Raw genomic sequence first — 14,282 nt, 5'->3', positions numbered from 1 at the left:
ACCATCCAGGTATGATGCACCTCACACTAATGAGGGGGTCGGGGAAAAATAAGGGCAATCCCCCGTGGCGGGGGTACTTCCCGCAGGACACGGGCAGCGTGTGTCCCCGGCCACCAGTCCGATGACCGAGAGATCTTCCCTGCGCACCGTCCCCTTTCGCTCTTGGAACCCGAAGAGCCACCTCGCTATCGGCCTCGGGGGTCACCTGCGGGGTTTCTCCGCCCCGCTCTGCCCACCCCGCAGGGTGGGGAGCACGCTTAGGGTGGCGCTCATGGCAACCGATGACGTGAGCAAGGCCTACAGTTCCCCGAGTTTTGATGCAGATCGCATGCTCGGAACGACTGTCTCGCCCGATGATCCCGACCGCAGGCTCATCGAGCCCTGGGCCCGCGGTATCGACGGAGTCATCTTAGATGTCGGCGCTGGCACGGGGCGGTGGGCCGGACACTTAGCTGGTCTCGGGTACGAGGTGGAAGGCGTGGAACCGGCGACACGACTGGTGGAACTGGCTCGCCGCACCCATCCTTCGGTGACCTTCCACCACGGCGCCATCGCCGATCTCTCCGATTGCCCGAAGCGCTGGGCGGGCCTGTTGGCCTGGTACTCCCTGATCCACATGGGCCCGGACGAGCTGCCCGACGCCCTGATCGCACTGCGCACAGCGGTGAAGGACGGCGGTAGCCTGCTGATGTCTTTTTTCTCCGGGACTTCTCTGGAACCGATGTATCATCCCGTGGCCACCGCCTACCGCTGGCCGCTGGATGAACTCACCCAGGCACTGGAGACCGCGGGCTTCCAGGTGATCGACAGCCACTGGGATCCTCAGGTTCCCCATGCCTATCTCACCGCTAAGGCGAGCAGGAGATAGGCAGGGTGGTCGTACACAGGTGACCGCCACGGCGATAGTCCCAGACAGGTGCTCATGTGCTGGTCAGTGGTTGGTGGTCACCGGCTCCGTTGACCGGGCAGGATCTCGCGTGTGATCGATGCGGGCCAGGTGGGCCGGATCCAAATCGATACGGCGTAGTAGCTGGGCGTTGAGCGCGACGATGATCGTCGACAGCGACATCAAGATCGCACCCACGGCCGGAGAGAGCACGAATCCGATGGGGGCGAGCACGCCGGCGGCCAAGGGCACGGCGATGATGTTGTAGCCAGAGGCCCAGATCAGGTTCTGGATCATCTTGCGGTAGCTGGCCTGCGATAATTCGATCATCGACAGCACCGCCCGCGGGTCATCGCTGGCCAATACCACCCCGGCGGATTCCATGGCTACATCGGTGCCGGCGCCGATCGCGATGCCGACCTCGGCGCGAGCCAGGGCGGGGGCGTCGTTGACGCCGTCGCCGACCATCGCCACGCTCAAGCCCCGGGACTGCAACTCGGTGACCTGAGTGTCCTTGTCCTGGGGCAGGACTTCGGCGAAGACCTCGTCGATGCCCAGATCCTTACCCACGGCGTGGGCGACCTGGCGGGCATCCCCGGTGATCATCGCGACCTTGACGCCGCGCTCTTGCAGGGCGCGTACAGCCGCACGCGATTCGGGGCGCACTTGATCTTCCACGGCCAGGGCGCCGATGATCTGCCCGTCACGGACCACATGCAGCACACCGGCCCCGCGCTGTTGCCAGGCCTTGGTCTGCTCCTCGATCACCCCGGGGTTGGTCAGGTGGAATTCCCGCAGCATATTGGGCCCGCCGACGACGATCTCGGAGCCGTCGACGACAGCGCGCACACCCCGACCGGAGGCCGCGGTAAAGTCCGTGCCCCGCAGCCGCAGGCCTGCGGCCTCAGGGTGTGCACCCGCGGCGGTGACAATCGCGCGGGCCACGGGATGTTCACTGTCGGCTTCGGCCGCCGCGGCCAGGGCCAGTAACTGACCCTCGGTGACCTCGGGTGTCGGCGCCACGCCGGTGACCGCGTGTGCGCCTTCGGTCAGGGTGCCGGTCTTATCAAATAACACCACGTCGATGCTGCGCATGCGCTCGAGTGCCATGCGGTCTTTGATCAGTACGCCGGAACGGGCGGCGCGTTCGGTGGAGATCGCGATCACCAGCGGAATCGCCAGGCCCAGGGCGTGCGGGCAGGCGATGACTAACACCGTGACGGTACGTACCACCGCATCGGCGGGGCCGCCGACGATAGACCACACGATCGCGGTGATGATGCCGGCGATAAGGGCGAACCAGAACAACCAGGCGGCCGCCCGGTCGGCCAGTGCCTGGGCACGCGAGGAGGAGGCCTGGGCATCGGCGACCATGCGTTGGATGCCGGCTAAGGCGGTGTCTTCGCCGGTTTTTTCGATGCGCACACGCACGGTGTTGTCGGTGGCCACGGTGCCGGCGACCACGTGTTCGCCGGTCTCGCGGACAACGGGGCGAGATTCCCCGGTGATCATGGCCTCGTCGAACTCGGCCGCTCCGTCAATGATGGTGCCATCAGCCGGTACCCGGGCGCCGGCCCGGACCAGGACGACGTCGTCAATGGTCAGCTCGGAGATGGCCACGGTGCGGGTGGTCTCACCTTCCACTTTCTCTGCGTCCTCGGGCAGAAGTTCCGCCAGTGCGTCCAGGGCGGACGACGCCGAGCCTAATGCGCGCATCTCCATCCAGTGCCCCAGCAGCATGATGGTCACCAGCAGGGCCAGTTCCCACCAGAAGTCCAGGTCAAAGCCGCCGATGCCTAAGGTGGTGACCCAGGAGGCCACGAATGCCACGGTGATCGCCATCGTGATCAGTAGCATCATGCCGGGTTGGCGTGATGTCAGTTCCGTCCAGCCGCCCTTGAGGAAAGGCATCCCGCCGTAGAAGAAGATGATGGTGCCCAGGATGGGGGCGATCCAGGTGGAGCCGGGGAATTCCGGGATCTGGTAGCCGAGCATGTCGGCGAACATCGGGCTGAAGATGACGACCGGCACGGACAGGATCAGTGATAACCAGAAACGGTTTTTGAACATGGCCGTGCTGTGGCCGGCGTGCTCGCCGTGGCCGTGGACATGATGATCGTCGTGGTGGTCATGGTCACCACCGGCATGTTCTTGCCCCGTGTGGCCGGGGTGTTTCTCGGCCAGGGCTGAGTGGGGATGGTCGTGGGGCATCGCCTGACCATGGGTATCGGCATCGGCGTGGTGGTTGTGACCATGGGTATTGCCGTTAGGACGCGGGGTGGTCATGCTACTCCTTTCGCTCGCTTTTTCAGCAGAGGTGAGGTGGGGGGGCTGGTCAGGAGACCAGGACGGTGTAACCGGCGTCCTCGATGGCGTGTCGGACTACCGGTGGGGATGCAGTGCCGGTAACGGTGACGGTGGAAACACCGCCGGCGGCAAGCTCAATGTGGACGTCGTCGACCAGGGGTAGGGCACGCACGGCTGCGATGACACTGGCCGCGCAATGTCCGCAGGTCATGCCCGTGACCCGGTAGGTGGCCGCCGCCTCAGATGGTGCGACACTACGAGCCGCGGCCGGGTCGGGGGTGGGTGCAGACGGGGCAGAGGGCGCGCAGCATGCACAGCCGGGGGAGGCCAGTGGTAGCAGGCGGGGAGTCGGCGTGGTCATCGAACGTGCTCCTGTGGGTCGGTGAGATCGGGTGGGATACTCCCCTTCATGATATACCCCTAGTGGGTATATGTCATGGGGTGATTGGGATCAGTGCCCCGGTGGTCAAGCTTGTGGTGGCCCCCGGGAGAAGAAGGTGAGGTGTAGGGATCGTGGGTGCATCAGGTGGGCTCCGTGGGGACTACAGGCAGGCGGAGGGTGAACACGGAACCCGCTGTAGGCCCGGCTGAGGTGGCGGTCAAGGCTCCGCCGTGGGCTTCGACCAGGGCTCGGGAGATGGTCAATCCGATGCCGGCGCCACCGTGGTCGCGGTCGCGGGCGCTGTCTGCGCGGTAGAAGCGTTCGAAGATGTGCGCCAGGTGCTCCTTAGTCATGCCGTCGCCGGTGTCGGCGACGTCGATCATCACCGCGTCTTTCCCCTGGACTCTCGCGCGGATAGTGACGCGGCCACCGGCCGGGGTGTGGCGCAGCGCGTTGGTCAGGAGGTTGTCCATGACTTGGCCGAAGCGGTGTCGGTCAACGAGGACGCAGGCGGTGCCGGGCACGGCCTCGACCTGCAGTTCGACGCCCTTGTCGGCGTAGGTGTGCCTCGCCGCAGCGGCCGCCGCGTGAACAAGTTCAGCGAGGTCCTCTGTGGCCAGGTCGAGGTTGATCCGATTTTCCTGCGCCCGGGAAACCTCATCAATGTCTTCGACCAGACGGGTTAAGCGGGTGAGCTGCTCAGCCATGACCGTGTGCGTGGCGAGGTTCCAGTCGACCACCTCGTCTTCGAGACCGTCGAGGTAAACCGCCAGCACGGAGACCGGAGTGCGCAGCTCATGGGCCAAATCGGAGAGCATCTGCCGGCGGAGATCCTCGGTGTGCTCCAGGCGATCGGCCATGGTGTTGAAGGCGTTCGCCAGGGACGTGACTTCCGGGCCGGTGCCCCCGGCAGGGACGCGCACCCGGTAGTTGCCGTCGGCGACGGTGCTCGCCGCGCGCGTCAGGTTCTGCAGCGGGGTGCGCAACCGACGAGACAGCCAGATACTGGCGGCCACCGCGCAGAGCACGGCGGTGGGTAAAGCCACCGCCAGGGTGATCAGGTTGGCGTCTCGGTAGGCCTGCTCGGCGTGAAGCTGTTCCAGGGACGGGCCCTGCACCCCGGCCATCAGGAGATGGTCATGAAATAGCGGTGGGCCCACCAGGGAGGCGACGACCACGGCCACGGCAAGGCTGCTGGTCACCACTACCACCTGGGCGGCGAGGAAGCGGAAGGCCAAACCGGGTCCCTGACTCATGGTTGTCCCATCCGGTAGCCGACCCCGCGCACGGTCTCGATGACACCTGGTCGCTGGGCATCGGCGTCGAGTTTGCGCCGCAGGTTACCGATGTGGACGTCGACGACGCGTTCATCGCCGACCCAGGTGGTGTCCCACACCTCGGTGACCAGCTCTTGGCGGGTCAACACCTGCCCGGGTCGAAGCGCCAGGAGGCGCAGCAGCTCAAATTCGGTCCGGGTCACGGCCACGGACCTGTCGTTGATCCGGACCTCGTGGGCAGACGGGTCGATGACCAGCTCGCCGACTCTTAGCGGGGCGGCGACAGGAGTGCCGTCGCTGAGGCGGGGCCGACGTAGGACCGCCCTGACCCGGGTAACCAGCTCGCGGATGCCAAAAGGTTTGGTGATGTAGTCATCGGCCCCGGCGGTCAGCCCGGTGATGGCGTCGTCTTCGCTGCTGCGGGCGGTGAGCATGAGGATGTAGCAGTCGGAAAACGCGCGGATACGTCGGCACACCTCGAGTCCGTCGAGGCCGGGAAGCCCCAGATCCAGCACGATGACATCAGGATCCCACCGGCGGGCATGATCTATGGCCGCGGGCCCGGTATGGGCCTGGGCGGTGTCGAACCCGGCCCGGGTGAGGTAGGTATCCACCATCTGTGCCAGGGGTTGTTCATCGTCGACGACCAACACCCGTCCCCGCGGCGGGTCAGTGATCGGTATGTGCTCAGTCATAGGTCCCAGTATCGCCCCACCCTGGGATGCTGCCGCCTTAGACAGGGGTCGGGGAGGACATCTTCGTCGAATCTTTAAAAACCATCCTGCCCACCTGCGCCCTCCTTCCCCCGCCGAGACTCCCGTGCGCCCCTTCTTGCGGGGCAGACAAAGCGGTTTGAGCAGGGGTGTTATGTCCTGGCCCCGCCGTTTCGGGGCGGCAAGTAGGCCGTCGCCGCACCCGGGCAGGACCGGCCGTGGGTGTGACCTGCCCCACTGTTTTAGTGTCTTGTTCGTCCCTGTGCGGGTCGTGAGCAGGGGTTTTTATTTCCCGGACACGATGCGGGCGTGCTAGAGAAAAGGAGGGAGATATTACGTCCCCGGCCGGTGTTCTTACCCCGGTCTGATCACGGCCTAAGGAGATTGATGTGACCCGAGCAGCGATCGCCATCGCCGCCCTTGCCCTTGCCCTCACCGGGTGTGCGGCACCGGGTGCTGAGCCGGCTACCACCACGGCGGCGAGCCAGGAGCAGTTGCTGAGTGCCCATGGCTTGGCGGCGATGGATGCCCGACACATGATCGATCACCTCGACCAGCAGCAGGTCACCGACCGTCCCACCGACCTGATGGCCTCGGTGTATACCGATAAGTTGGTGTTCTCGGATGCGGAGCAGGACGTGGTCCTCGACCTGCCCCAGGATCTGACCTATGTCTCGATCGCGCCGTATGTGACCCGGACCCATGACTGCTTCTATCACAGTCTGACGACGTGTCTGGGCGAGCTCGACAACGAGGACGTTAAAGTCACGATCACTGATGAGGACACCGGCCAGGTGCTGGTGGAGGAGGAAACGGCCACCTTCGACAATGGGTTTATCGGCTTCTGGCTTCCCCGGGAGACCACCGGCACCATCGAGATCACCCACCAGGGGCGCACCGGTGCCACCGAGTTCTCCACCACCGCCGACGGGGCCACCTGCGTCACCGACCTGCAGATGACCTAGCCACCCGTAGCCCTACTGATGACTACCACCTGGAAAGGTATGAACATGAAACGCAGTCTCACGCTTGTCACCTTGACCTTGGCCTCCGCGCTGGCTTTAAGCGCCTGCGCAGACGCCGGCGAGACCACCACCGCAACGACGCAGAACACCACAGACACCGTCACGGACACCGCCACCGATACGACCACGACCGCCGCCGAGGAAGACCATGGCGGCCACGATCACCCCGCCGACGGTGGACCGCCGCCGGCCGGCATCGACGAGGCCGAGGATCCGACCTACCCCGTGGGGGCCGAGGTCATCCTCACCGCTGATCACATGCCCGGCATGGACGGCGCCGAAGCGACGATCTCCGGGGCCTTTGACACCACCGCCTATTCGGTCAGCTACACCCCCACCGACGGTGGGGAGCCGATCACCGATCACCGCTGGGTGGTCCACGAAGAACTCGTCGACCCGGGCCAGGCGCCCTTGCCCGACGGGACGGAGGTCGTCTTAGACGCCGAGCACATGACCGGCATGCAGGGCGCGGAAGCCACCATCGACTACTCCACGCAGGAGACGGTCTACATGGTCGATCTCACCGTCGACGGGATGGACATGACCAATCACAAGTGGGTTACCGAAAGCGAAATCCTGCCCGCACAATAGCTTCGTCTGCCACGGGAAGTGCCCTTCCTACCAGGTTAAACACCTGGTCTAGAAAGGGCTGGGGTGACGGCTCCGCCAGGGTGGCTCCGTCTTCGCTCATCGAGCAGGTATGAAGATCCGATGAAGATCACTGATCCCGGCGGCCGCCCTGATCGGTGATAGCTAGCCTCGGGGCCACATGCTCGATCGATGTGATCTTGAGGAGGATCCATGACCACCAAAGCGATGATCACCACCCACCCCAACCCCACCGACAATCTCGACGCCGACAAGCTCACCGCAGCCATTGACTCCGCCCTGGCCTGCGCCCAGAGCTGCACCGCGTGTGCTGATGCCTGCCTGGCTGAGGACATGGTCGCCGAGCTGCGCGACTGCATCCGTCGCAACCTGGACTGTGCCGATATCTGCGCGAGCACCGCCGCGGTGCTCAGCCGACGTACCGGCAGCAACCTCACCACTGTCAAAGCCCAGCTCGAGGCGTGTCGTATCGCGTGCGCGGCCTGCGCTGAAGAGTGCGAAAGCCACGCTGAGATGCATGAGCACTGCCGGGTCTGCGCCGAGGCGTGTCGCCGCTGCGAGCAGGCCTGTGCTGACCTACTGACAGTCATCGCCTAACCGACCAAGACCTCTCATTGTTAGCGGGCTCACCGAGACATGCGGTGCACCCGCCACAATTCGTGGCGGCCTCCCGGGACGCCGCCCCATGAGACGGTGGGGAGGCCAGGGGACAGACGACCCACCCGGAGACCATCGCCTCGCACACATGAGAGGGCGCCCGCACAGGCCACGTGCGAGCGTGACATGCGGAAATCTTGACAGGAACGGCTGTTGCAGGAGACTGTGCCGGGCGTGGGCCGCCCCAGGCCCGTCACTGAGTGCGGTAGAGGACTTTACGGTGGCTTAGGTACCAGACCAGGATGAATGCTTAATGGTTGTCCTTGGCTAAGACCTCGTTCAGCCGGAGGCGGGCGCCGTCGTTCTCACCGCGGGCCTGCCGCAGGGCCTTTAGGGATACTTCCTCGGGAGAATGTGAACACGGTGTAAGGGTGGTGACCTTTCCGGTAGCGGCGCATACAGGGGAAGGCGGCGCACCCACAGATGCACCAGATATGCCACGGCATAAGAAACCCTGTCGGGGATCAGCGTTGAAGCTGATCCCCGACAGGGGCTACACGTGACAGTTGGTTAAGGGGTGAGCGCTTCCTGGGCGGCGTCCTTGGTCGACAACTTTCCGGTCGCGTCCTTGTCTTCTTTCAGCGTCGGGCGCAGCAGCAGCATCGCAATCGCGATGACCAGCAGCACCGAGGCCTGATGCACCAGCATGCCAATGGCCATGGTCACCCCGCCGAATAACACGCCGGCCAGCAGGGCGGCGACCGTGGCCAAGGCAATGACGATGTTGACCCGCATGGTGCGCACCGTGCGCTGGGCCAGCCCCAACGCGTATGGCAGGCGCGGCAACCGGTCCGCCATCAGCGCGATGTCGGCGGTCTCGATCGCGGCCGGGGAGCCGGCCGCACCCATGGCTACGCCGATATCGGCGGTGGCCAGGGCCGGGGTGTCGTTGACGCCGTCGCCGACCATCGCCACGGTGCGGCCCTCGGCTTGTAGTTCCTTGACGATGTCGAGCTTGTCCTCCGGCATCAGCTCCGCGCGGACCTCGTCGACGCCGAGTTCGGCGGCGACGTTGACGGCCACGCGCTCGGCGTCGCCGGTGGCCATGACCACCCGGATGCCCTTGTCATGTAAGTCCTTGATCGCGGCCGGGGCGTCGTCGCGGATCGTATCGGCCACGGCGACGATGCCGATGGCGCGTCCGTCGACGCCGACGAACATCGCGGTGCGCCCCAGTTCATTCAGTTCCAGGATGCGGGCCGGGTCGACCTCGACGTCCAGCAAATCGGCGGAACCGACGGCGACGGTGTGACCGCCGACCTGTGCGCGGATGCCCTTGCCGGTGACCGGCTCGGCTTTGTCGACCATGTCGACGGCCAGGCCGCGGTGGTGTGCGCCTTGGATGATGGCCTCGGCCAGGGGGTGTTCGGAGGCGGTCTCGGCACGCGCGGCCAAGGTCAGCACCTCATCGTCGGTGTAGTCGGGGTCGAGGACCTCGACGTCGGTCAGTTCCGGGCGACCGTTGGTCAAGGTGCCGGTCTTGTCGACGACCACGGTGTCGACCTTGGCGGCGGTCTCTAAGTACTCGCCGCCCTTGATGAGCACGCCGTCCTTGGCGCTGCGGCCGATGCCGGCGACAATCGAGACCGGAATCGAGATGACCAGTGCACCGGGGCAGCCGATGACCAGCAGTGTCAGGGCCAGTTCGACGTTCATGGTGATCAGACCAGCGATGAGGGCCGCGACCATCACGCCCGGGGTGTAGTACTTGGAAAATTTCTCCATGAAGGTCTGCGTCTTGGCCTTGTCGTCCTGGGCGTCTTCGACGCGGTGGATGATCTTGGCCAGGGTGGAATCAGCGCCGATGCCCAGGGCCTCGATCCGCAGCACACCAGAGCGCAGCCAGGTGCCGGCGAAGACCTCAGAGCCTTCGGCCTTTTCGGCCGGGACGGACTCACCGGTGATCTGTGCTTCATCCACGCCGCCGTGGCCGGAGATCACGCGGCCGTCGACGGGGACCTGCTGGCCGTTTTTGACCAGCACGGTATCGCCGGGGATGAGCTCCCAGAGCTCGACGGTTTCGGTAGAGCCGTCGTCATTGAGTCTGGTGGCGGTTTCTGGGGCGGAGTCGACCAGGTCGCTGAGCGCCTTACGGGTGCGGTTGAGCGTGGCCTTTTCTAATGCTCCGCCGATGGCGAACAGGAAGGTCACCGCGGCGGCTTCCCACCAGTTGCCCAAAAACATCGCACCGATCGCGGCGACAGAGACCAGCAGGTCAATCGAGATCATCTTGATGCGCAGTGCCTGGATCGCGCTCCAGACGATCTGATAGCCCGCCACCACGGCAGCCGCGATCATCAGGACATCAGGCAGGCCGAAGGGCGCGGTGGCCGAGCCGGTGATGTCGGCGCCGGTCAATAGCGCGGCGATGATGAGGACGCCGGAGACGATGACGACGCCCCAGGTCTTCCAGAAACTTTTCATGGTCTTAAATCCTTGTGTGAGTGTGTGTGCGGGTATTTCCCTGACATCTCTCAAGCTACGGCTGTCATCAGATCAATTCCTTGACGTGGATCAAGGAGCCGGATAAGGCTGGTGTATGTCTGTATGTTTGTATGCCGCCACCTGGGCCAGCGCACAGTCGGGCGATAGCTACACTGGATAATTCCCAAGTAGGAGCTCATTTTCGCCCCCGCCGCCGTCGCCGACCGATCCCTATGGGTGACCTACTTGTCGGCGCAGAAAAAGTAAGGTGATCTCGTGTCTTCCACCCCCACATCTGCCTCTCGTCACCAGCGTCTGCTGGAACGGTTCATGTGGCTGGCGATCGCCGCGGCGGTCGTGACCATCGTCTTGAAGGTGCTCGCCGCCGCATTGACCGGGTCCGTCGGCTTTCTCTCCGACGCCCTGGAATCCGGGGTCAACCTTGTTGCCGCCGTCGTGGGGCTGGTGGCGCTGCGCGTGGCGGCCCGCCCGGCGGACGCCACCCACCACTTCGGGCACGGCAAGGCGGAATACGTCTCCGCCCTGGTCGAGGGGGCGATGATCTTTGTGGCCGCCGCGCTGATCATCTGGAGTGCTACCCAGCGCCTCTTTGATCCGCAGCCGTTGGAACAAGTCGGGCTGGGACTGGTGTTGACCACTGCGGCTGCGCTGCTCAACCTGGTGGTCGGGCTCGTGCTGATCCGGGCAGGGAAGCGGCACCGTTCGGTGACACTGCAGGCCGACGGGCAACACCTGCTGACTGATGTGTGGACCTCGATCGGCGTGTTGGTCGGCATCGCCGCCGTCGCCGTAACCGGATGGTACTGGTTGGACCCGGTCATCGCGCTGCTGGTGGGCGCGAACATCCTGTGGACCGGGTACCGGCTGCTGAAAAAATCGCTGTCGGGTCTGCTCAGCGCGGCCCTACCGGACGACGAACTGAAGACGATCGACGCGGTGCTTAGTGATTTTCAGGCGGAGCACGACGTGATCTTTGCTGCTCCCCGGACCGTGGAATCCGGCCGGGACCGCTATATCTACCTGGTCATGGGTGTGCCCGAAGCCTGGAGCGTGGCGCAGGCGCACGCTCTGGCCGACCAGCTCGAAGTCCGCGTCGCCGAGGCACTGCCCGGAGCCGGAACCTTCATCCACGTCGAACCGGACCATACGGTCGCCCGTCGATAGGCCGACAGGAGCTCAACCACACACTTTCGGCAGCGCCACGGCCCGCCGGCACCGGTAAGGTGCGGGCGGGCCGTTCGATCAGGGCGGGTATGTCTGCGCGGGGGTGCTCACACGGTTGTTCGTGCAGGTCGTGCAGACACCAGCGCGGCGGTTAGATGGCGGAGGGCTTGGCGGTGTAGCCGACCTCTGCGATCGCGTCGACCAGGTCACGGACGGGAACCTTCTGCGGGTCATGCTCGACGAGGATACGTCCGGAGGAGAATTTCACTTCCGCCGTCTCCACGCCGTCGAGACTGTGGAGTTTGTTCTCGATCTTGGCCACACAGCTCGGGCAGCTGAACTCATCGGAGCGCAGGGTGGTCTTCTTCAGCTTGGTCGGGGCGGTCATAATAATCAGATCCTTTCGTTGTCATCTCTTTGTCTGACACTTCTTACGATAGGGGCCTTGACGGGGGAACTCCTTGACCTGGATCAAACAAAGAAAACTCGTCTGAACTGCGGTTATCGACACCACCGGGCGACATCGTTGTTTGAGCAAGGTCAAGGTGTCGGCTGCACAGACCGCTTAGCGTGACACCACGAGCACGATGCTGGCTCTCGACTTGTACGAGACAACGACCCGCGCGTTTTAGCGGGTGGAAATGAGGACACGAAATCATGTCGAAGGTATACGTATTCACCGACTACGGCGGAGCAGACAATCAGCAGCTGATCGAGCGTGAACCTCCGCAGCCCGGCCCGGGTGAGATCGGGGTGAAAGTGCATGCAGCCGGGGTTAACCCCGTGGACTGGAAGCTTCGTCAAGGCCTGCTCGGCACTTCTCGACCCTTGCCGGTGGCTCTCGGTGGGGAAGTCGCCGGCGTGGTTACCGCTCTGGGCGAGGGCGTCGAGGGTTTCGCCGTCGGTGACGAGGTCTTAGGTCTGGTTGCCGACGGGGCTGGAGGCTACGCCGAGGACACGGTCCTGCCGGCAGAAAGTGCGGTGATAAAACCGAAGGAAATCTCGTTTATTGATGCCGCGGCCATTCCCATCGCCGGATCCACCGCTTATGCCGGCACCCACCAGGTCGGTTTGGAGGCCGGCCAATCCGTTCTGTTCAACGGTGCTGGGGGCGGGGTGGGACTTATGGCAGCCCAGATCGGCCGGGTCCATCAGTTCCAGGTGCTCGGGGTCGGCAGTGAGGATAAGCGTGCGCTGATCGAATCCACGGGTGCGACTTTCGTCGCCTCCGGAGAAGGGCTTGCCGAGCGGGTGCGCGAGATGGCACCTGACGGGGTGGATCTGGTATTCGACCTGGTCGGGGGCAAGGCGCTGCGTCAGGTGGTGTCCGTGGCGAAGGATCCGGCGCACGTGATCTCGGCGGCGGATGCGCAGACCGTCACCGAACTCGGTGGTCAGGTGCTGCGCCGTAACCCGGAGATGATCGCCAAGATCACCGGTGTCATCCAGTACGGCCTGGTCGATCCCACCGTGCTGGCGACCTATCCGCTCGAGCAGGCAGATCAGGCCCTGGCACACGTAGAATCCGGCCGCACGCGCGGCAAAGTCGTCCTCGAGATCATCCCCGCCGACAACTAATCACCGGCTCACACCACCACGAAGATAAGGAATACGCCATGACCAACATAACTTTTGCCAGCCTGCACGAGAAGTTGAACTTCCTGCTCGCCGACCACCAGATCCATGATTTCGACGAATCCGGACTCAACCTCGAGTCGGTGGCCTCCCTTCATGCCAAGGCCGATGCCCTGTGCGCCGCGCACGGCGGCAACCCGCAGGTCATGCCAGATGACACGCTGGCCCAGCTGCACCCCAAACTCGATCTTCTGCTCAAGGGCCACGGGGTCGATGCCGATGTTGATGCCGATACTCTCGACTCGCTGGTGTCGGTGGATGAAAAATTAGACGCGATCATCGGCGCCCATGACGACACCGAGGAGTCCCGAGACTAATACCAGGATTCTCCTGGAGTATCAGACCGGGCTTCCGGTTCACCGGACACAGACACCGTATATAAGCGCGCTGCTGCACAGTCGGAGGCAACAGCGCAACCCTGCGAAACTGATTTCTCTCCCGGCGAACGCCAAACAACGCTTACCGCGGCAACCGTTGAAACATCCTGCGACGACCTGCCCCAGGCGATTGCCAGTTTAAGCAGATGCCCGACATTTTCACATGGGCTGATGACCGCGCCGCCCAACCTGCATGGGGCAGGGAACAGCCCCTCACGCTCAGTCCCACTGCACGATGCGCCCGCAGATTCGGCGCAGCAGGTCCATGTCGTGGGAGATCACGAGCATGCCCAGGCCGCGTCGGTGTGCTTCGTCGAGCAGCGAGCGCCAGATGTCGGCCTGCAGCAGCCCGTCCATCATGGTGGTGATCTCGTCGGCGACCAGATATCTCGTGCGCGTGTCCATCGCCCGGGCGATGTTGATGCGCTGCAGCTGCCCGCCGGAGACCTCCTGGGCGCGGCGCGTCAGCCACTCCCGCTCGACGCCCAGACGCTCGAGGATCGCGGGATCGACGCCCTCGACCACCTTCGACAGGCGCCAGCGCGGGTCGATCGCGCGGTCGGGGTGTTGCTGGATCAGCTGCGCCGGGCAGTAGGCGCCGGGGCGGACAGATTCGCCGTCGATGAGCACCCGGCCAGAATCCGGGCGCAGTTGGCCGGTCAGGATGCGGGCGAGCGTCGTTTTGCCCGCCCCGCTGTAACCTTGCAGTCCGACGATCTCACCGGCCTCGATCGTGAGGTTCACGTCCGTCATCAGCTGTCGGCCGTGGAAACCGAAGGAAACGTTCTCCGCGTTCAAACTCATG

The 14,282-nt window shown here is 64.5% G+C and carries 14 protein-coding genes; 7 read left to right on the top strand and 7 right to left on the bottom strand.

From position 1 onward, the window contains the following. Positions 1–271 precede the first annotated feature (271 nt). Positions 272–868, top strand: a complete 597-nt coding sequence (locus tag B841_RS03350; protein WP_052337794.1) for a class I SAM-dependent DNA methyltransferase — start codon at positions 272–274, stop codon at positions 866–868. 63 nt (positions 869–931) lie between these two features. Here B841_RS03350 and B841_RS03345 read toward each other — a convergent pair whose 3' ends face one another. From B841_RS03345 to B841_RS03335, 4 genes are all read right to left on the bottom strand, one after another. After that, on the bottom strand, positions 932–3,172 hold the full coding sequence (locus B841_RS03345) for a copper-translocating P-type ATPase (protein WP_084481958.1): 2,241 nt from the start codon (positions 3,170–3,172) through the stop codon (positions 932–934). 49 nt (positions 3,173–3,221) lie between these two features. Continuing rightward, entirely contained in the window at positions 3,222–3,554 is a 333-nt protein-coding gene (locus B841_RS13555; RefSeq protein WP_020934075.1) for a heavy-metal-associated domain-containing protein, read from the bottom strand. Between the two features lie 161 nt (positions 3,555–3,715). Then, positions 3,716–4,831 (bottom strand): sensor histidine kinase, encoded by a 1,116-nt coding sequence (locus B841_RS03340; protein ID WP_041631722.1) that lies wholly within the window; start codon positions 4,829–4,831, stop codon positions 3,716–3,718. Beyond that, entirely contained in the window at positions 4,828–5,547 is a 720-nt protein-coding gene (locus tag B841_RS03335; RefSeq protein ID WP_020934073.1) for a response regulator transcription factor, read from the bottom strand. The genes B841_RS03340 and B841_RS03335 overlap by 4 nt, the downstream gene beginning before the upstream one ends. A gap of 407 nt (positions 5,548–5,954) precedes the next feature. On the opposite strand from B841_RS03335, the gene B841_RS03330 reads away from it, so the two are divergent. The 3 genes from B841_RS03330 to B841_RS03320 all read left to right on the top strand — a co-directional run bounded on the left by B841_RS03330 (position 5,955) and on the right by B841_RS03320 (position 7,796). Further along, positions 5,955–6,530 carry a CueP family metal-binding protein gene (locus tag B841_RS03330; RefSeq protein ID WP_041631721.1) on the top strand — a complete coding sequence of 192 codons (576 nt, stop codon included), beginning with the start codon at positions 5,955–5,957 and terminating at the stop codon, positions 6,528–6,530. 45 nt (positions 6,531–6,575) lie between these two features. After that, positions 6,576–7,181, top strand: coding sequence for a YdhK family protein (locus B841_RS03325; RefSeq protein WP_041632035.1), 606 nt, complete (start codon positions 6,576–6,578; stop codon positions 7,179–7,181). A gap of 210 nt (positions 7,182–7,391) precedes the next feature. Further along, the gene (locus B841_RS03320; protein WP_020934070.1) at positions 7,392–7,796 is read left to right on the top strand and encodes a four-helix bundle copper-binding protein; all 405 of its coding nucleotides are present in this window, start codon (positions 7,392–7,394) and stop codon (positions 7,794–7,796) included. A gap of 570 nt (positions 7,797–8,366) precedes the next feature. Here the strand turns inward: B841_RS03320 and B841_RS03315 are convergent. Next, positions 8,367–10,280, bottom strand: a complete 1,914-nt coding sequence (locus B841_RS03315; RefSeq protein ID WP_020934069.1) for a heavy metal translocating P-type ATPase — start codon at positions 10,278–10,280, stop codon at positions 8,367–8,369. A 330-nt stretch (positions 10,281–10,610) separates the two neighbouring features. Between B841_RS03315 and B841_RS03310 the strand changes: the two genes are divergently transcribed. Then, positions 10,611–11,465, top strand: a complete 855-nt coding sequence (locus B841_RS03310; RefSeq protein WP_020934068.1) for a cation diffusion facilitator family transporter — start codon at positions 10,611–10,613, stop codon at positions 11,463–11,465. A 151-nt stretch (positions 11,466–11,616) separates the two neighbouring features. On the opposite strand, the gene B841_RS03305 is transcribed toward B841_RS03310, so the two are convergent. Continuing rightward, positions 11,617–11,853 (bottom strand): heavy-metal-associated domain-containing protein, encoded by a 237-nt coding sequence (locus tag B841_RS03305; RefSeq protein WP_020934067.1) that lies wholly within the window; start codon positions 11,851–11,853, stop codon positions 11,617–11,619. A gap of 269 nt (positions 11,854–12,122) precedes the next feature. Here B841_RS03305 and B841_RS03300 point away from each other — a divergent pair, with 269 nt between their 5' ends. Next, positions 12,123–13,043, top strand: a complete 921-nt coding sequence (locus B841_RS03300; RefSeq protein WP_020934066.1) for an NADP-dependent oxidoreductase — start codon at positions 12,123–12,125, stop codon at positions 13,041–13,043. A 38-nt stretch (positions 13,044–13,081) separates the two neighbouring features. Next, positions 13,082–13,417, top strand: coding sequence for a hypothetical protein (locus B841_RS03295; RefSeq protein ID WP_020934065.1), 336 nt, complete (start codon positions 13,082–13,084; stop codon positions 13,415–13,417). A gap of 279 nt (positions 13,418–13,696) precedes the next feature. Here the strand turns inward: B841_RS03295 and B841_RS03290 are convergent, their stop codons facing one another. Further along, the gene (locus B841_RS03290) at positions 13,697–14,281 is read right to left on the bottom strand and encodes an ABC transporter ATP-binding protein (protein WP_020934064.1); all 585 of its coding nucleotides are present in this window, start codon (positions 14,279–14,281) and stop codon (positions 13,697–13,699) included. Position 14,282 lies beyond the last annotated feature (1 nt).

This window comes from Corynebacterium maris DSM 45190, from assembly GCF_000442645.1.
In the GTDB taxonomy this organism is placed as follows: Bacteria; Actinomycetota; Actinomycetes; order Mycobacteriales; family Mycobacteriaceae; genus Corynebacterium; species Corynebacterium maris.
This window is presented reverse-complemented; position numbering and strand designations above follow the sequence as displayed.

Bases quoted from the DNA above. Each gene is read 5' to 3' on its own strand.
- B841_RS03300 (WP_020934066.1), top strand. From the start codon at position 12,123: ATGTCGAAGGTATACGTATTCACCGACTACGGCGGAGCAGACAATCAG.
- B841_RS03295 (WP_020934065.1), top strand. From the start codon at position 13,082: ATGACCAACATAACTTTTGCCAGCCTGCACGAGAAGTTGAACTTCCTG.
- B841_RS03305 (WP_020934067.1), bottom strand. From the start codon at position 11,853: ATGACCGCCCCGACCAAGCTGAAGAAGACCACCCTGCGCTCCGATGAG.
- B841_RS03340 (WP_041631722.1), bottom strand. From the start codon at position 4,831: ATGAGTCAGGGACCCGGTTTGGCCTTCCGCTTCCTCGCCGCCCAGGTG.
- B841_RS03310 (WP_020934068.1), top strand. From the start codon at position 10,611: ATGTGGCTGGCGATCGCCGCGGCGGTCGTGACCATCGTCTTGAAGGTG.
- B841_RS03290 (WP_020934064.1), bottom strand. From the start codon at position 14,281: ATGAGTTTGAACGCGGAGAACGTTTCCTTCGGTTTCCACGGCCGACAG.
- B841_RS13555 (WP_020934075.1), bottom strand. From the start codon at position 3,554: ATGACCACGCCGACTCCCCGCCTGCTACCACTGGCCTCCCCCGGCTGT.
- B841_RS03325 (WP_041632035.1), top strand. From the start codon at position 6,576: ATGAAACGCAGTCTCACGCTTGTCACCTTGACCTTGGCCTCCGCGCTG.
- B841_RS03320 (WP_020934070.1), top strand. From the start codon at position 7,392: ATGACCACCAAAGCGATGATCACCACCCACCCCAACCCCACCGACAAT.
- B841_RS03315 (WP_020934069.1), bottom strand. From the start codon at position 10,280: ATGAAAAGTTTCTGGAAGACCTGGGGCGTCGTCATCGTCTCCGGCGTC.
- B841_RS03335 (WP_020934073.1), bottom strand. From the start codon at position 5,547: ATGACTGAGCACATACCGATCACTGACCCGCCGCGGGGACGGGTGTTG.
- B841_RS03345 (WP_084481958.1), bottom strand. From the start codon at position 3,172: ATGACCACCCCGCGTCCTAACGGCAATACCCATGGTCACAACCACCAC.
- B841_RS03350 (WP_052337794.1), top strand. From the start codon at position 272: ATGGCAACCGATGACGTGAGCAAGGCCTACAGTTCCCCGAGTTTTGAT.